This window comes from Mesobacterium hydrothermale (assembly GCF_035818635.1).
Lineage (GTDB): Bacteria > Pseudomonadota > Alphaproteobacteria > Rhodobacterales > Rhodobacteraceae > Mesobacterium_A > Mesobacterium_A hydrothermale.
Window position 1 is genome coordinate 83,623 of the sequence record NZ_JAYLLH010000003.1, and the last position, 16,307, is coordinate 99,929.

At 62.1% G+C, this 16,307-nt stretch carries 15 protein-coding genes; 7 read left to right on the forward strand and 8 right to left on the reverse strand.

All coding sequences use genetic code 11. The annotated features are described in order from the left end of the window. The first annotated feature begins 281 nt into the window (after window positions 1-281). The 6 genes from VK792_RS03225 to VK792_RS03250 all read left to right on the forward strand — a co-directional run bounded on the left by VK792_RS03225 (window position 282) and on the right by VK792_RS03250 (window position 6,669). Entirely contained in the window at window positions 282-1,244 is a 963-nt protein-coding gene (locus tag VK792_RS03225; protein WP_326295907.1) for a sugar ABC transporter substrate-binding protein, read from the forward strand. A gap of 80 nt (window positions 1,245-1,324) precedes the next feature. After that, window positions 1,325-2,128 (forward strand): SDR family NAD(P)-dependent oxidoreductase, encoded by an 804-nt coding sequence (locus VK792_RS03230; protein WP_326295908.1) that lies wholly within the window; start codon window positions 1,325-1,327, stop codon window positions 2,126-2,128. A 60-nt stretch (window positions 2,129-2,188) separates the two neighbouring features. Next, window positions 2,189-3,163 (forward strand): ABC transporter permease, encoded by a 975-nt coding sequence (locus tag VK792_RS03235; RefSeq protein ID WP_326295909.1) that lies wholly within the window; start codon window positions 2,189-2,191, stop codon window positions 3,161-3,163. A 50-nt stretch (window positions 3,164-3,213) separates the two neighbouring features. Further along, window positions 3,214-4,215, forward strand: coding sequence for an ABC transporter permease (locus tag VK792_RS03240; protein WP_326295910.1), 1,002 nt, complete (start codon window positions 3,214-3,216; stop codon window positions 4,213-4,215). After that, complete coding sequence (locus VK792_RS03245; RefSeq protein WP_326295911.1) at window positions 4,212-5,720, forward strand: sugar ABC transporter ATP-binding protein; 1,509 nt, start codon at window positions 4,212-4,214, stop codon at window positions 5,718-5,720. Before VK792_RS03240 ends, VK792_RS03245 begins: the two co-directional genes overlap by 4 nt. A 94-nt stretch (window positions 5,721-5,814) precedes the next feature. Beyond that, the gene (locus VK792_RS03250; protein WP_326295912.1) at window positions 5,815-6,669 is read left to right on the forward strand and encodes a fumarylacetoacetate hydrolase family protein; all 855 of its coding nucleotides are present in this window, start codon (window positions 5,815-5,817) and stop codon (window positions 6,667-6,669) included. Between the two features lie 235 nt (window positions 6,670-6,904). Here the strand turns inward: VK792_RS03250 and iolB are convergent, their stop codons facing one another. The 5 genes from iolB to VK792_RS03275 all read right to left on the reverse strand — a co-directional run bounded on the left by iolB (window position 6,905) and on the right by VK792_RS03275 (window position 11,888). Further along, window positions 6,905-7,702, reverse strand: a complete 798-nt coding sequence (iolB, locus tag VK792_RS03255; protein ID WP_326295913.1) for a 5-deoxy-glucuronate isomerase — start codon at window positions 7,700-7,702, stop codon at window positions 6,905-6,907. A gap of 12 nt (window positions 7,703-7,714) precedes the next feature. Further along, window positions 7,715-8,860 (reverse strand): phytanoyl-CoA dioxygenase family protein, encoded by a 1,146-nt coding sequence (locus VK792_RS03260; RefSeq protein ID WP_326295914.1) that lies wholly within the window; start codon window positions 8,858-8,860, stop codon window positions 7,715-7,717. A 19-nt stretch (window positions 8,861-8,879) separates the two neighbouring features. Then, complete coding sequence (locus VK792_RS03265; RefSeq protein ID WP_326295915.1) at window positions 8,880-9,671, reverse strand: ATP-binding cassette domain-containing protein; 792 nt, start codon at window positions 9,669-9,671, stop codon at window positions 8,880-8,882. A gap of 28 nt (window positions 9,672-9,699) precedes the next feature. Next, window positions 9,700-10,827, reverse strand: coding sequence for an ABC transporter permease (locus VK792_RS03270; protein WP_326295916.1), 1,128 nt, complete (start codon window positions 10,825-10,827; stop codon window positions 9,700-9,702). A 104-nt stretch (window positions 10,828-10,931) separates the two neighbouring features. After that, on the reverse strand, window positions 10,932-11,888 hold the full coding sequence (locus tag VK792_RS03275) for a sugar ABC transporter substrate-binding protein (protein ID WP_326295917.1): 957 nt from the start codon (window positions 11,886-11,888) through the stop codon (window positions 10,932-10,934). Between the two features lie 184 nt (window positions 11,889-12,072). Between VK792_RS03275 and VK792_RS03280 the strand changes: the two genes are divergently transcribed. After that, window positions 12,073-13,071, forward strand: a complete 999-nt coding sequence (locus VK792_RS03280) for a LacI family DNA-binding transcriptional regulator (RefSeq protein WP_326295918.1) — start codon at window positions 12,073-12,075, stop codon at window positions 13,069-13,071. Between the two features lie 68 nt (window positions 13,072-13,139). Here the strand turns inward: VK792_RS03280 and VK792_RS03285 are convergent, their stop codons facing one another. From VK792_RS03285 to VK792_RS03295, 3 genes are read right to left on the reverse strand one after another with little or no spacing between them, the layout of a single operon-like run. Beyond that, entirely contained in the window at window positions 13,140-14,273 is a 1,134-nt protein-coding gene (locus tag VK792_RS03285; RefSeq protein ID WP_326295919.1) for a Gfo/Idh/MocA family protein, read from the reverse strand. 10 nt (window positions 14,274-14,283) lie between these two features. Next, complete coding sequence (locus VK792_RS03290; RefSeq protein ID WP_326295920.1) at window positions 14,284-15,174, reverse strand: sugar phosphate isomerase/epimerase family protein; 891 nt, start codon at window positions 15,172-15,174, stop codon at window positions 14,284-14,286. Window positions 15,175-15,187: 13 nt separating this feature from the next. Continuing rightward, window positions 15,188-16,303: a Gfo/Idh/MocA family protein gene (locus VK792_RS03295; RefSeq protein WP_326295921.1), complete on the reverse strand. Its 1,116-nt coding sequence runs from the start codon at window positions 16,301-16,303 to the stop codon at window positions 15,188-15,190. Window positions 16,304-16,307 lie beyond the last annotated feature (4 nt).

Here is a 16,307-nt window from a genome sequence, read left to right on the forward strand (position 1 = left end):
TTGCGGCGTACTCGCCGTATCCAATCTGGATGAATCGCGTTGTGGCACCTCTGGCCTCCTTGCAGGATGTCCAATGTGATCGTCACAACGTATCGCAATAATGTTCATTATGAATTTCTTTATATCCGATATGGATATCTTATCTGGTTCGGCGCGTCGGGAATCCGGGCAGGTTGTGACTCGATCGTTCGGCGGGGCCGGATGATGGTTCGGCTTCTGCAAGAGGCCGCGGGCCGTCCGTAACGGGACACACGCCCACTTCAATTTTTGGGAGGAAGAACATGAAGATCAGGACATTCCTGGCAGTGACCACCGCAGCCGCCACCCTTGCCGGTGGGGCATTTGCCGATGGCCATGGCGGTACCATGAAGATCGGAATCACCCAGAACAACGTGGGTGTCGACAGCTATCAGACCACCTATGAGAAGGCCTTCATCGAAGCGGCTGACGCCAATGACAAGGTCGAGACCGTCGTGCTGGATGCCGGCGGCGACGTGGCGCGCCAGATCGCCCAGATGGAAGACCTCATTCAGCAGGAAGTCGACGCCATCATCATCTGGCCGACCAACGGTGAAGCGGTCATTCCCGCCGTGCGCAAGGCCTATCAGGCCGGCATCCCGGTTATCGTGACCAATTCGAACATTGCCGAGGCGGGCTTCAGCTTCGTGAAGTCATTCTCGGGTCCCGACAACATCACGCAGGGGGCCCGCTCGGCCGAGATCATGTGCGACAAGTTCAAGGCCATGGGCATCGAGAACGAAGCCAAGGTCGTCCACATCACCGGCCAGCCGGGGTACACCACGGCGATCGAACGGGCGAAGGGTTTCGATGATCGTCTGCCCGAGGTCTGCCCGAACGTCACCGTTCTGGACACCCAGCCGGGAGACTGGAATCGCGAGAAATCGCAACAGGTTATGGAAGCCTTCCTGGTAAAGTACGACGACATCGACGGTGTCTATGCCGGCGATGACAACATGGGGGTGGGCGCGCTGAACGCTGCCAAGGCAGCGGGCCGCGACGGCATCATCTTCGTCGGCGCGACCAACTTTGCCGTCGGCTACGAAGCGATGGCCGCGGGCGACTACTGGGGCTCGATCTACCAGTCCCCGGTTGATGACGCGAAGGCCGCGCTGAAGACGGCGATCGATGTGCTCGAAGGCAAGGACGTGCCGTTCCTGAACTACTTCGATACGCCGAAAATCACGCAGGACAACATGGGCGAGTTCACCAAACCGGTGTTCTGATCGCGTCTGCTGCGGTGCGGGGGCCGACTTGCCCCCGCACGATGTTTAGCCTTAAACGAATTTAGACAGGGAAGCACGCCATGGGACGTGTCACGGATCGCGTTTGCCTCGTGACGGGTGCGGCGCGCGGCATCGGTCGCGCCATCGGAGAAGCCTTGCTCAACGAAGGGGCAAAGGTCTGTTTCGCAGACATCGACATTGACGGCGTCAACGCCGTCGCCGACGCCAACCGGGCACAACATGGGGACCGCGTAACGTCGGCGCAGGTCGACGTCACCAGCCGCGCGCAGGTTCGCGCAATGGTCGCACACACCGTCGAAACCTTCGGCCGCATCGACGTCAAGTTCAACAATGCAGGCGTGAACAAGCCGATGAACTTTATGGACGTGGACGAAGACAACTGGAATTTCATCATGGGCGTCAATGGTTTGGGGTGTCTGATCGGGATGCAGGAAGCCGCCCGCCAGATGATTGCCCAAGGCCCTGCCGCTGACGGCATGGCGGGCAAGATCATCAACACCGCGTCGGTTGCCAGCCGTCAGGGCTATGACAACGTCGCACCCTATTGCGCGTCGAAATTCGCCGTCGTGTCGTTGACGCAATCGGGCGCGCGGGACCTGTCGAAACATGGTATCACCGTCACAGGGTTCGCACCCGGCGTGGTCCGGACAGAGATGTGGGAACAGGTCGACCAGGACCTGATGGCAATTGGCGCCGCCGAGCGTCCGGGACAGGCGATGGAGGAATTCTCTGCCGCTATCCTCAAGGGACGCGTCGCAACGCCCCCTGACATCACGGGAACAACGACGTTTCTTGCCTCGAAGGACAGCGATTACATGACCGGCCAGATCGTCATGATCGACGGCGGCATGACGCTGGTCTGACAGGTGCGCGCCACGGAACGACACGTCAAAACGCAGGCCTGCGGTTCAAGGGAGGGGATCATGGCAGCATTCGACCGAAGGGCGATCGGCAGCGTCTTGGCGAAACAGGGTATCCTGATCGCCTTTGCGCTGTTCATGATCGCCTTCACCATCGCCAATCCAAAATTCATCACCATCGACAACGTGTTCAGCGTTGTCCGGTCGTCGGCCATCCTTGGGGTCATGGCGCTGGGGGTGACCTTTGTGGTCATCAGCGGCAATCTCGATCTCTCGGTCGGCTCGATGATGTCGTTTTCGACCATCGTGGTGCTGGACCTGCATGACAGGATCGGCCCGGCCCTTGCCATTCCCGCGATGTTCGCCATGACGCTCAGCCTTGGTGCCTTCATCGGGTTTCTGGTCGGTTACCTCCGGCTGAACTCACTGATCGTGACGCTCGGCATGCTCTCGGCGATCCATGGCCTGACACTGACCTATTCCGGCGGGCAAAACATGGACATCGCCGACAAGGAAGGCACCTGGTTCTCGGTCTTCGGTCAGGGCTCCGCGCTTGGCATCCCCGTACCGATCCTGATCCTGGTGCTGTTGGCGGCGCTGCTTGGCCTTGTGCTGGCGCGCACCCCGTTCGGGCGCAAGGTCTATGCGGTTGGCGGCAACGGCACAGCGGCAACCTTTTCGGGCATCAAGCGCGCGCGCACCGTGTTCACGTGCTACCTGATCTCGGCCGGCTGCGTCGCCACGGCAGGTGTGATGCAGGCCAGCCGATCGCTGGGCTCGCAAAACACCGTGGGCCAGGGTCTGGAACTTGAGGTGCTGGCCGCCGTGATCCTGGGCGGCGCGTCCTTGCTGGGCGGCTCTGGTACGATCTTCAAGACAGTAATCGGCGTGCTGATCCTGGGCTTTATCCAGAACGGTCTGCTGCTGGTGGGCTTGCAGTTCTATGTCCAGTTTGTCGTGACCTGGATCATCATCATCCTTGCGGTCTGGCTCGATATCGCAGCCAAGCGCGGCAAGCTGTTCTCGCATATCGCGTAACGCCCGCACGCCGCGACCGCGGCAGGGCACGGAAAGCAAGAGGGGGCGTTATGAAACAGGGCACACTCTCCAAGGCGCTGAAGGGCGGCGCAATCTGGGGCTTCATCCTGATCGAACTGATCTTTTTCAGTGTGGCAGGCGAATACCTTTCGCTGTCTGACAAGGCATTCATGGACGGGCAGAACATGCTGTTGCTGTTCAAGCAATCCGCCCCGATCGGCATCATCGCGATGGGTATGACCCTCGTCATGGTCAACGGCAACATCGACCTGTCGGTCGGCGCGACCTTCGCCATCGCGGCCATCATCCTGCTTGACAGCATGACCTGGACGATCTTCGGCGGGTTTGGCGACTGGGTGATCCCGGTGGCCTGGCTGCTGGCGCTTCTGACTGGTACGCTGCTGGGCGCGCTGAACGGGTTCATCGTCTGGAAAACCGGCGTGGACGCCTTCATCGTCACGCTGGGCTCGATGCTGGGTTATCGTGGCATTGTCTTCATGTTCAACGGCGAAAACCCGACCAGCCATCTGAACTGGACGCTGGTGGACTTTGCCGAGGCCCAGTTCCTGGGCTTCGCCACGGCGACATGGTTCCTGCTTGGGGTGACGCTTGTCATGTGGTTCGTCATGAGCCGCACGGTGCATGGCCGCAACGCCTATGCCATCGGCGACAACCGCGAGGCCGCGGTCAATGCCGGCATCCGCGTGGGCCCGCACATGATGATCAACTTTGCCATCATCGGCTTTCTCGCAGCGCTTTCGGCGGTGGTCTTCTACTCCGAATCCGGCTCGGTCAATCCCAACGACGGGCAGCTTTACGAACTTTGGGTGATCACCGCTGTAGTCCTGGGCGGAACCAAGATCACCGGCGGCGCGGGCAATGTCATCGGCACCTTCGGCGGCGTCATCGCGATCCAGCTTCTGCGCAAGGGGCTGGGCCATATCGGGGCGGATACCTCGACGGTGAATCTGGTGATCGGCCTGATCCTCATCGCGGTGCTGTTCCTTGACAAGCAATTGAACATCAAGGGCAAAGAGGAGCTGCGGGTATGACCGATCCGGTTCTCAGACTTGAAAACATCGTCAAGACCTTTCCCGGCGTACGGGCGCTCGACGGGGTCTCTTTCGCGGTCATGCCGGGCGAGGTGCACGCGCTCATGGGCGAAAACGGCGCCGGAAAATCCACGCTGATGAAGGTTCTGGGCGGCATTCACCAGCCGACAGAAGGCGCGATCATGGTTGGCGATGAACAGGTGGTCATGGCCGGCCCGCTCGAGGCAAAGGCCAAGGGGATCGTCTTCATTCACCAGGAACTCAGCCTTGCCGAAGAACTGAGCGTGGCCGAAAACATCTATCTCGGGGAACTGCCCCGCAAGCGATTTGGCTTCGTGGACTGGGCGACGCTGCGCGAACGGACCAATGCGATTCTGCAAAAACTCAACGTTGGCTTCGACGCTTCTACGCGGGTGGGCGATCTTTCCATCGCCAATCAGCAGATGGTCGAGATTGCCCGCGCCCTGACGGTGGATGCCAAGGCGGTGATCTTTGACGAACCCACCGCCTCGCTCACCGATGCCGAGAAAGTGGTGCTGTTCGACGTGATCGCGGATCTCAAGGCCAGCGGCGTCGGCATCATCTATATCTCGCACCGCATGGAAGAGATCTTCAAGATCACCGACCGGATCAGCATCCTGCGCGACGGGCAATACCAAGGCACGGTCAGCACCGCCGACACCACCGAAGAGGCGGTGACCCAGATGATGATCGGGCGCAAGCTGGACCTGACGCGCAACGCCGCACACCACGACCTGGGCGATGTCGCGCTTGAGGTGCGCGGGCTGTCCTGCGGCAAGCTTTACGAAGACGTCAGCTTCGAGATCCGGCGCGGCGAAGTTGTGGGGTTCTACGGACTGGTCGGTGCCGGACGCACGGAAATCGCGGAAACGCTCTTTGGCCTGCGCACGCCGACGGCCGGTACCATTCACCTCGGCGGCAAGGAACTGCGCATCAATTCGCCGTCAGAGGCCATCGCCCACGGCATCTCTCTGGTCCCCGAGGACCGCAAGGGCCAGGGGCTCGTGCTTGGGATGAATTGCAGGGACAACATGACCCTGCCACAGGTCGACGACCTTACCGCCGGGCCATTCATGGCCGAAGGCGCCGAGGTGGCGATTTTCGACCAGTACCGCGACCGGCTCGATATCCGTACCCCGGGGTGGAAGCAAAAGGTCGGCAACCTGTCCGGCGGCAATCAACAGAAGATCGTCATCGGCAAGTGGCTGTCCATGCACCCCGATGTGCTGATCGTCGACGAACCCACGCGTGGGATCGACGTCGGATCGAAATCGGAAATCCACAAGCTTTTGCGCGGTCTTGCAGCACAGGGGTATGCCGTCATGGTCATCAGCTCGGAGATGCCCGAGGTGCTGCATGTCTCGGACCGGATCGTGGCCATGTATTCTGGCCGGATCATGCGCACGTTCACCTCCGAAGAGGTCACCGAAGACAGCCTGATCCAGGCGATTTCGGGGCTGAACGCACCGCCCGAGGTGGCGTAAGGCGCACCATGCCGCGCCTCTGGTACTGCACGCACCGGACAGCCGCGCGTTGACCGCCGGCTCAGTCTCACTCGACATACAGGAAGGACATTTTATGAAACTTCTCCGCTACGGCCCCGCTGGGGCCGAGAAACCCGGCCTGCTTGACAGCGACGGCTTCGTGCGTGACCTGTCCGGCGTCGTGGCCGACATCGGCGGCGAAGTTTTGCGCCCCGAAGGTTTGGCCAGGATCGCCGCGCTGAACGTGGCCACCCTGCCCCGCGTCGACGGCACACCACAAGATGATCTGCGGCTTGGCGCCTGCGTCGGCGGCATCGGTAAATTCGTCTGCATCGGGCTGAACTATGCCGACCACGCGGCCGAAGCCGGGATGCCCATCCCCGAAGAGCCGATCCTCTTCAACAAATGGACCTCTGCGGTGGTCGGGCCCAACGATCCGATCCAGATCCCGCAAGGCTCGATCAAGACCGATTGGGAAGTCGAACTTGGCGTGGTCATCGGCAAACCCGGCGCCTACATCGCGGAATCGGATGCGCTGGATCATGTGGCGGGCTACTGCGTGATCAACGATGTCTCCGAACGTGATTTCCAACTCAACCGCGCCGGCACCTGGGACAAGGGCAAGGGCTGTGACACCTTCGGCCCCACCGGCCCCTGGCTTGTAACGCCGGACGAGATCGCGGATGTTGACGCGCTGGCGATGTGGCTCGATGTCGATGGCACACGGATGCAGTCCGGCTCTACCGCGACCCTCATCTTCAAGATCCCGCAGCTCATCGCGTATTGCAGCCAGTTCATGAGCCTGCAAAACGGGGATGTCATCTCGACCGGCACGCCACCGGGCGTCGGCATGGGCCAGACCCCGCCGCGCTATCTTTCGGGCGGAGAGACGGTGTCGCTTGGGATCGACGGGTTGGGCGTTCAATCAAGCAAGGTCTTGCCCGCCTGAACGGACCGATCCAGCGCAAGATTCCCTTGTGTCTTGCGCTGGGGGCATCACACTTGTTTGCGCCGCGTCGAAACGGCACATTCGCGGTCGCCTGCGCTGTCAGGGTGGCGCAGACTTTCCATCACCGGGGACTATGTGGCGGACAGGTCAAGGTGCATGGACACTTACCCGGTGACGCTGTTCGCAGCGTGACCTTTTTGGAAAGCCGTGCGCGCAACGCGACTGCACCAAAGCCCTAAGTCACCAGGAAATCAAAGTCCGGATGGGTTTGAAACCGCCAGTTGCGGCGGGGCCCGGCCATCACATTGAGGTAGTACATCTCGATCCCATGAGGCGCTGCACAGGGGTGATGACCGCGCGGAACCAGCACGACATCGTGGTCCGAGACAGCCATGGTTTCATCCAGGTCCCCTTCATCCGTGAACACGCGCTGAACACCAAAGCCCTGTGGCGGGTTGAGGCGATGGTAATACGTCTCTTCGAGATAGGTGATGTTCGGGAAATCATCGATATCGTGGCGATGGGGCGGATAGGACGACCAGTGCCCTGCGGGTGTGTAAACCTCTGTCACCAGCAGGCTGTCGGCCACGTCGCGTGCCTCCATCGCGATATTGTGGATGTAGCGCGTATTGGTGCCGGAGCCGCGTTTCTCCAATTCGATCCCCTGCGGGCCCAGCCGCTGCGCCGGACGGCCGCCCTTGGCCGGGGCCGTGCAAACGGCAAGCGTACAGTTCGTTGTCGCCGTGGCGCGCCAATCGCTGCCCGGCGGGACATAAAGACAATGCGGCGGCTTGCGGTCAAACACGGACAACCGGTCGCCGATCACCCCGAATTCCTGGCCCGCGGCCGCGATCTCGGCATGCCCCTCGACCAGCACAAGGATCGCTTCGCGGTCACCGGTCGGCGCCAAGGCCACCTCCCCCGGGGCAAGCCGCCAGGTGTCAAAACCGACATAGCCCCAGCCCGCGCTTTCTGGCGTGATGGCATGGGTCTGGCCAGAGATGCCGGTCGGTTTGCGCAACAGATCGGTCATGCGGATGCTCCTTCAGGGCCGCTGCCGTGCAGCGAGCGCATCAAGTTCTGCCGAAACCGTGGCCGCGCTCAATCCATCGCGCAAGGCCCGCTGCATCAGCGCCGCCTGCGACTCGGGCGCCAGCCCACCGGTCGGCGGATCGGTATCCAGGTTGGTGGGAAAGGCGTAGCCCTCGGCCGTCGCTGCGATGGCCGCGTCTCGCTCGGCCGCGGTCAGATCGGTTGCGGCTTGCAGCAGCGGGTAAAGCGCCTTGCACATCCCAAGCCGATCTACGCTTTCCATCGCCCGCCCAAAGGCCGACGACACCTGCAGCAGGTTGGCCATTCGGTGAATATCGGTCGAGCGGTTTTGGCCCGCCGCATGGAACAGCGCGGGGTTGAAGAACACCGCATCGCCCTTGGCCAGCGGCAATTGCACCGCTTGGGCGGCAAAGAAATCGCGAAATTCTGGGCGGCGATAGGCCATGTAGCCCTCTGGGAACAGTTGCGAAAACGGCAAGAGTTGCGTCGGCCCGCTTTCGACCGGCATGTCGCAATGGGCAACCGCGCCTTGCAAGGTCATGCAAGCCGACAGCGCATGCTGATGCGCCGGAAACCGTGCCGCAACCTCCGCGGTCTGGAACCCGAGATGATAGTCGCGATGGACCTGCTGCGTCTGCCCGCCGGGCCGTACAAGGTTCACCTGCGCGGTCATCTGGTAGCCCGGCCCCAGCCACGCCTCGCAAACCGCCGCGATGGCGGGGTTGGCGAAATAGCGCAGGAACACCGCCGGATCGGCCGCGCAAAGTTTTTGCAGCGCGTTCCAGATACGGTCATTGGCCCCTGCGGCGGCGAAATGATCAGCCTTGGCCCCGTTCTCTGCCTTTTCCCGCGCGATGATCTGGTTGAACAGATCGCTTGCGGCATCAATCGGGCCGGTATCGGCATACGCCGATTTCAAGACGATCACCCCTGCCGAGTGCCCCAGAACACGCGCCCATTCGGCCATCAGGCGTTGCCGTGCAACGGGGTCGTCCAGCATGCCCGCGCGGGTATCCATGTCGTAGATCGGGATATTCATCGCCACCTCGGCCGCCAGGGGAACCGTGGCCGGGTCAAGGGTCTGTCCGGTAAGAGCGGCGAACTGATCCAGTTCGCCGCTCTCGGTCCTGTAAAACATCTGCTCCGTCATCGCCGGCTCAGACCGTTCCGCCAAGCGAGCCTTCGAGCGCGACCAACTCCTGCCCGCCGGCCATCATGTCCTGCAACTCTTCCGGTGTGATCTGGCCGCGCTGCGCGGTGCCCAGCGTCTTGCCCCGGTTAAGCACGGTAAAACGGTCGCCCACGGCCAGCGCGTGGCGGACGTTGTGGGTGATGAACACCACGCCGATCCCCTTGCGCCGGACCTTGTCGATGGTGGACAGCACGTTCGCCGTTTGCCGCACGCCCAGCGCCGAGGTCGGTTCGTCCAGGATCAGCACCTTGGCGCCGAAATAGACCGCGCGCGCGATGGCAACCGTCTGCCGTTCGCCGCCCGACAGCGTGCCCACAGCTTGATCGGGCGAGCGCAGGTTGATGCCCATCTTGCGCATTTCGTCCATGGTGACCGCGTTCGCCTTTTCGAAGTCGATCATTCTCAGCGGGCCGAACCCCTTCACCGGTTCTCGGCCCATCCAGAAGTTTCGGGTCACGCTCATCAGCGGGATCATGGCAAGATCCTGATAAACCGTGGCGATCCCGGCCTCCATCGCGTCGCGGGGGCTGGAAAAATTCATCTCCCGCCCTTCGAACAGGATCCGGCCCGACGTGGGTTTGTGCACCCCCGACATGGTCTTGATGAAGGTCGATTTGCCTGCGCCGTTGTCGCCCAGCAGGCAGTGACATTCGCCGGGACGGATGTCGAAACTGACCCCGTTCAGCGCGATGACCGGGCCGAAGTGCTTGGTGATGTCGGACATCTCGACGATCGGGTTGTGATCGTAGCTGCTCATCGCTTGGTCTCCTTTTGATCCGTCATGATCAACGCTCTCCGGTGATGATGCGGCGGATATAGGTGTTCAGGATCACCGCCAGCAGCAGGATCACGCCAAGGAACACCCGGAACAGGCTCGATTCAACGCCGGCAAAGAACAGGCCCTGCTGCACCACGCCAAAGATCAGCGCACCAAGCGCCGCCCCCACGACCGAGCCGTAGCCCCCGGTCAGAAGCGCGCCGCCAATCACCACGGCAATGATCGCTTCGAATTCCTTCAACAGGCCACGATCCGCGCCCGCCGATCCGAACTCCATCACCTGACAGGTCGCGAAGACACAGGCACAAAACGCGGTCAGCATGAACATCAGGATCTTCACCCGCTCGACTGGTACACCAACATACCGCGCCGCCTGCGCGTCGCCGCCCGCAGCGAAAATCCAGTTTCCGAACCGGGTTCGGGTCAGAATGAAATGCCCGACGATCACCAGCGCGATGGCCCAGACGATCAGCATCGGCAGCCCGTCGATCACCGGCTGACCCGCGCGATTCCCGCGCGAGAATGTGTCAATCAGGCCGATATCGGCAAGCCATGTGAAGACAAAGCCAAGAATCTTTCCGCCAAACAGCGGCGCCAGCCAATCGCCCTGGGCCGCGTCGTCGATGCCGCCGATGATGGTCCGGCGCTCGATCACCTGCGGGAAGAAGATGGTAAAGCCGCGCAGGATGAACAGGAAGGCCAGCGTCACGATAAAGCTCGGCAGTCCGGTCTTGATCACGATGATACCGTTCAGCGCGCCAATCGCGAGGCAGAGCGCAAAGGTCGCAAGAATCGCGATCCAGATCGGCAGGTTCAAGGTCACGCCCAGAATCGCGATCGACATGCCCGCGAACCCGATCATCGAGCCCACCGACAGGTCGAACTCGCCCGCCACCATCAGCATGCAGGCGCCGACCGCGATGATCATGAACTGCGCGCTCACCTGGCTCCAGTTCATGATGCCCTGCGCATTGAACATGCCGCTGTCGCCCGCGAAAATGACAAACAGGATGAACACCGCAATGGTGCCGACGATCCCGCCAAGTTCCGGACGGATCAGCCATTGACGCAGGCCGCCCATGGTCTTGATCCGCTCGTCCGTCGGCCCCCCGGCCGGTTGTGCCTCTTCGGACATCGCCCCGAGTCCTCCCCTCGTGAATTTCTGAGAAAGAAGGGGCGAACAGCTGTCCTGCCATCCGCCCCTGTACGCGCATCCAGCCGTCAGTCGGTCCGACGCGCTTAGCGGTACTCGCCCGCGTATTTCGCGACCATTTCCAACCCATCGGCGGTCACGAAGCCGGGGCCGGAATTGATGTTGTTGCCCGGCAGCACGCCGTAACGGTGGTAGTTCGCCATCACCACGACCGGCAGATAGGCCTGCAAGAAGGGCTGCTGGTCGATACCCCACTTGATGACGCCGTCCTTGATGCCCTGCACGATGTTCTCGCCCAGATCGAAGGTGCCGAAATACATGTCACCGGCCAGACCCATTTCCTCAAGCGCAAGGATGGTCGGATCGGCAGAGGTCGGACCAAGGGTCAGCACCGCCTCGGTTTCGGGATTGGCATTGAGGTATGCCATCACCCGGTTGCGGATTTCCTGCGGGTCCTGACCCGAGTCGATCATCGAATCGCCCAGCTCCACACCCAGACCGTCAGCAAAACCTTGGCACCGCTGTGCCACAACGGTGTTGGAGATCGCGTGGTTCACGCACAGGAAGCTGCCGATCCCGTCGCCGGCAGCGCGCAGCCCCGCAGCATAGCCCGCATCATATTCAGGCTGGCCGACATACATCAGCGCGCCCACTTCGCGGGCCTGTTCCGGGGTGCCGGAGTTCATGATGATCACGTCCACGCCGGATTCGACCGCAGCGCTGACCGGGCCGGACAGCACGTCCATATCGGCAAGCGTGGTGATGATGCCATCGGGACCAGAGGCCGCCGCCTGCTCGATGATGCGCGCCATGTCGGCCAGGTCGCCGGTTGGCGGGTTGCGGTATTCAACCTCGACGTTCATCTGCTCGCCTGCCAGCGCCAGACCGTTCTTGATCGTGTTCCACCAACTGTCGCTGTCGGGTGCGTGGCTGACCAGCACGTAGCGCAGGGTGCCGTTTGTATCTGCGAAGGCCGCCGTGCCGCCCAGCAGGGCCGTGGCTGCAACCGCTGTCGCTGCCACGGTCTTCAGAAATGTGTTCATGGATACCTCCCAATATCTTTTCCACGGTCGACCGGGCCAGAACCCCCTCGCCGCATGAGAAAACGGTAGCGGCGTTTCCGACAATTTGCAACCGGTTGCAAAAAATTCTCTACCGATCCACGATGTGGTCGCGTGACGAGCGGGCTATACTGTTCGCACGCAATGGTGTCTGGACGGATCGACGATGGCGATAACCCTAAAGGACGTGGCTGAACGGGCCGGTGTGTCCCGCTCAGCGGTGTCGCGTACATTTACCGAAGGTGCTTCGGTCTCCAGAAAGACCCGCGCCAAGGTCGAAAAGGCGGCAGCCGAGCTTGGCTACAGCCCCAACGCGCTGGCCTCGTCACTGACGACCGGGCGCACCAAGTTGATCGGTCTGATCTCGAACAACTTCCACAACCCCCTGTTTCTAGAGGTTTTCGACCTGTTTACACGCGGCCTGCAAGATCGCGGTTTGCGGCCGCTGCTGGTCAACCTCAGCGCAGAGACCGACCCCAAGCAATCCGTGCGCATGCTCAAACAATATTCGGTGGACGGCGCGATCGTGGCGTCCTCGACCCTGTCGCCCAGCTTTGCCGAAGCGTTCAAAGACGCGGGCATCCCGGTGGTCCATTCGTTTGGCCGGTTCTCGACGTCGCCCAATGTCCATGTCGTTGGCATCGACAACGTCGCCGCCGGACGCATGGCCGCCGAAACCTTGATCGCACGCGGCTATCGGCGCGTGGCGTTCCTTGGCGGGCCGGAACAGGCCACCTCGACTCAGGACCGCGCCTTGGGGTTTTTTGGCGCGCTGCGCGAACACCCCGAGATCGACGTTTCGATCAGTTACGCCAGCGCCTATTCCTTTGACGCGGGCCGGGTAGAAATGACCCGCCTGTTGATGACCGGGCCGGCCGAAGCCTATTTCTGCGGCGATGACGTGTTGTCGGTGGGCGCGCTTTCCGCGGTTCAAGAAGCCGGTCTGTCCGTGCCCGGCGACATTGGCATCATCGGGCTCAACGACATGGATATGGCCCGTTGGCAAAACATCAACCTGACCACCATCCGGCAGCCCGTGGCCGAAATCATCGGTGCCTCGATCGAACTTGTCGTCGGCACCATCGAAACGCCAAATCGTCACCCGGAAACCCGCCTGTTTCCCTGCCGCGTGATCGAACGCGGCACCCTGCGCGCCTTGCCCTGAGGCAGCGCGCGCAGGCCCTGTATGTGTACGGGTTGTGTATGGCGTGTGCACAGCCTGTGCGCGTGGGTTCAGCGGAACATCGGCGGTCGGGCGTCTATCCAGGCCCCGTCGGATTCAGCCGAACCAACCGCCGCATAGACCGCCGCCATCGACCGCAATCCGTCCTCGGCCGTGGGCAACCCGTCGCGCGTCTCGCCCCGGATCGCGGCGGCCAGATCGACATAGATATTCGCCACCGCCAAGGGGAAGCCTTCGGGATGGGCAATCGCGACCCGGCTCAGCCGCGCCGCCTCGTCCGACAGGCCCGATTCGCCCTTTTCCATGATCTGCGTGCGCCCGCCCACCGGCGTATAGAACACCTGGTTCGGTTGCTCTGACGCCCATCGCATTCCGCCGGTTTCTCCGAAGACCTGGATGTCGAACCCATGCTGCCGCCCGATGGCAACAGACGATGTCCAGAGCCGCCCAACCGTGCCGCCAGCCATACGGAAATTCACCATAGCGTCGTCTTCAAGCACCCGGCTGGAAATCGTCGAGGCAAAGTCGGCAGACACCTTATCCACCTGATCTCCTGCGATAAAACTCGCCATGTGCAGGGCGTGAATGCCGCAATCGGCAAATTGCCCCGACACACCCGCCATCGACGGATCATAGCGCCAGCGCACCCGTGGATTGTCTGCATCCGTGGCGTCACCGTGGTGCCCATGGCTGAAATTCGTGACGATCAGACGAACCTTGCCGATGCCCCCCGTGCGCACGATCTCACGCATCTCGCGCACCATCGGATAGGCCGAGTAGCAATAGTTCACCGCGCAGATCTTGCCGCTGGCCTTGGCGACGCGCACGATCTCTTCGCCCTCTTCCACGGTCATGGTCATGGGTTTTTCGCACAACACGTTGAAGCCCGCTTCAAGGAACGCCTTGGTGATCTCGAAATGGGTCGAGTTAGGCGTTGCCACGGTGACCAGATCAACCCGGTCGTCCCGTGTGGTTTCGCCCGCCAGCATCTCGCGCCAGTCGCCGTATGCCCTGTCCGGCGCCACGCCAAGGCTTTCGGCGTAAGCCTTGCCTTTCGCCGCATCGACGTCCATCGCCCCGGCCGCCAGGACAAAATTCCCATCTGCCTGCGCGCCCAGACGATGCGCCGGCCCGATCTGGCTGCCTTCGCCACCGCCGATCATACCCCAGTTCAAACGTGCCATGTGTGCCCTCTCAGAAGCCGATGGATTGCAGGAATTCGCGGTTTGCCCGCGCGTCGTCGATCGGAGAGCCATCAAGGGTCGGATCGCAGTCCTGCTCGACCGTGCACCAGCCCTCGAACCCGGAGTCGAGCAGGATTTGCCGAACCGCGGTAAAATCCACGTCGCCCTTGCCAAGGTTGCAGAAGATGCCTTGCCCGCAGGCATCGTAGAACCCGGTGCCCTTGGCAATTGCTTCGGCCTTGACCACCGGGTCTATGTCTTTGAAATGCATGTATGAAATCCGGTCGATATGGCGTTTCATGAACGCCACCGGATCGAACCCGGCATAGGAATGATGCCCGGTGTCGAAGCAGATTTTCAGGATGTCCTCAGGCACCTCGTCCAGCAGGCGCTCCAGTTCGGGTTCGAAATCCATGAACCCAGCGGCATGGGCGTGGATGCCGACGGTCAGGCCGTACTCCTCGGCCCCCAGCCTCGCGATATGGGCGATCCTGTCGCGGAATGCAGCCCATTCCTCGGCCCCCATCTGCTCGGCGGCCTCTGCCCGGCCCGCGGTCGGCGCGCGGCGCGGCGAGATCGAATCGATCAGCACCAGGTGCTGCGCGCCATGGGCCGTCAGCGCCTTGCAGGTCCGTACCGCACCATCAAGCACATCGTCCCATTGGTCGGGGTCGTGAAACGGGCGGAACACCACACCGCCGATCAACTCCAACCCGTGCTCGTCCAGCGCCTCGGACAGGATCGCGGGGTCCTCGGGCATGAAACCAACCGGGCCCAGTTCGATGCCAGTATACCCTGCGTTTGCGCAGTCGCTCAGCACCGAGCGCCAGGTGGGATTGCGCGGGTCATTTGCAAATTCAACGCCCCACGAACAGGGCGCGTTGCCGATACGAATCGTCATCTTCGGGTACCTTTCAGTCTTGCGGGACAGGCTGCCATCGGCCTGTGTCATGAGAGCGGAATGCGGCGTCGATTACCTGGCTGACGGCAAGCCCCTCGTGGAACGTCGGCCACGCCGGTTTCCCCTCGGCAATCGCCTGAAGGAAATCGCGGGCTTCGATGATGATCTGATCCTGATACCCCGTGCCATGCCCCGGACCCTGACAAAAGTCGAGGTAGTCGGGATGGGCCGGGCCGGTCAGGATCTTGGTAAAGCCGCGCGTCGCCTCGGGCCCTTCGGCGCGATACAAATGCACGGCGTTCTGATCCTCTTGATCGAAACGGATCGCGCCTTTTGTTCCATGTATTTCATAGGCATATCCCATTTTCCGACCCGTCGCGATACGGCTGAAAAACAGATGCCCCATCGCGCCCGAAGCGAAACGCACCATCATTTGCGCCTGATCGTCGTTGTCGACGGGCACCGGACCATCGGGGCCGGGGCGCTTGGTGTGGGCGGTTTCGATACGGGCCGACACTTCGGCGATGGGTCCCATCAGGGCGCGGGCGCAGTTGATCATATGCGGCGCCAGATCGCCCATTGTGCCATTGGCCCGGCCCGTCGTGCGCCATGTGGCAGGCAGGTCCGGGTCGCCCAGGAAATCCTCGGTATGTTCGCCGCGGAACCACGTCACGTCGCCAATCGCCCCGTCCGCCAGCAACTGCCGGACGAACTGAGTCGCGGGCGTGCGCACATAGTTGAACCCGATCATGTGCACCACGTCGGCGGCTTCGGCTGCGGCCACAAGGGCCGCGGCGTCGTCAAGCGACGCACCAAGCGGCTTTTCACAGAAGACCGGCTTGCCAAGCGCAAAGGCCGCTTCGGCGATGGCGCGGTGGGTCTCCTGCGGCGAGGCGATCACCACGGCTTCGACCTGCGGGTTCGACACCAGCACGTTCCAATCCGCCGTCGCATCGGCGAAGCCATACGCCGCCCGGTATCGCTCGGCCGAGCTGGTCGTCGATGCGCACACCATCTCAAGCCGGGGCCGCAAAGCCGTGTTGAACACCGCACCGACAGACGCCATGGCCACGGCATGTGCCTTGCCCATGTATCCGCCACCCACCAGACCGATTCCTATTTCTGTCACGATT

What these genes read in the sequence shown, in the direction of transcription:
- VK792_RS03225 (WP_326295907.1), top strand. Translation starts at nt 282, where the DNA reads ATGAAGATCAGGACATTCCTGGCAGTGACCACCGCAGCCGCCACCCTT.
- VK792_RS03230 (WP_326295908.1), top strand. Translation starts at nt 1,325, where the DNA reads ATGGGACGTGTCACGGATCGCGTTTGCCTCGTGACGGGTGCGGCGCGC.
- VK792_RS03235 (WP_326295909.1), top strand. Translation starts at nt 2,189, where the DNA reads ATGGCAGCATTCGACCGAAGGGCGATCGGCAGCGTCTTGGCGAAACAG.
- VK792_RS03240 (WP_326295910.1), top strand. Translation starts at nt 3,214, where the DNA reads ATGAAACAGGGCACACTCTCCAAGGCGCTGAAGGGCGGCGCAATCTGG.
- VK792_RS03245 (WP_326295911.1), top strand. Translation starts at nt 4,212, where the DNA reads ATGACCGATCCGGTTCTCAGACTTGAAAACATCGTCAAGACCTTTCCC.
- VK792_RS03250 (WP_326295912.1), top strand. Translation starts at nt 5,815, where the DNA reads ATGAAACTTCTCCGCTACGGCCCCGCTGGGGCCGAGAAACCCGGCCTG.
- iolB (WP_326295913.1), bottom strand. Translation starts at nt 7,702, where the DNA reads ATGACCGATCTGTTGCGCAAACCGACCGGCATCTCTGGCCAGACCCAT.
- VK792_RS03260 (WP_326295914.1), bottom strand. Translation starts at nt 8,860, where the DNA reads ATGTTTTACAGGACCGAGAGCGGCGAACTGGATCAGTTCGCCGCTCTT.
- VK792_RS03265 (WP_326295915.1), bottom strand. Translation starts at nt 9,671, where the DNA reads ATGAGCAGCTACGATCACAACCCGATCGTCGAGATGTCCGACATCACC.
- VK792_RS03270 (WP_326295916.1), bottom strand. Translation starts at nt 10,827, where the DNA reads ATGTCCGAAGAGGCACAACCGGCCGGGGGGCCGACGGACGAGCGGATC.
- VK792_RS03275 (WP_326295917.1), bottom strand. Translation starts at nt 11,888, where the DNA reads ATGAACACATTTCTGAAGACCGTGGCAGCGACAGCGGTTGCAGCCACG.
- VK792_RS03280 (WP_326295918.1), top strand. Translation starts at nt 12,073, where the DNA reads ATGGCGATAACCCTAAAGGACGTGGCTGAACGGGCCGGTGTGTCCCGC.
- VK792_RS03285 (WP_326295919.1), bottom strand. Translation starts at nt 14,273, where the DNA reads ATGGCACGTTTGAACTGGGGTATGATCGGCGGTGGCGAAGGCAGCCAG.
- VK792_RS03290 (WP_326295920.1), bottom strand. Translation starts at nt 15,174, where the DNA reads ATGACGATTCGTATCGGCAACGCGCCCTGTTCGTGGGGCGTTGAATTT.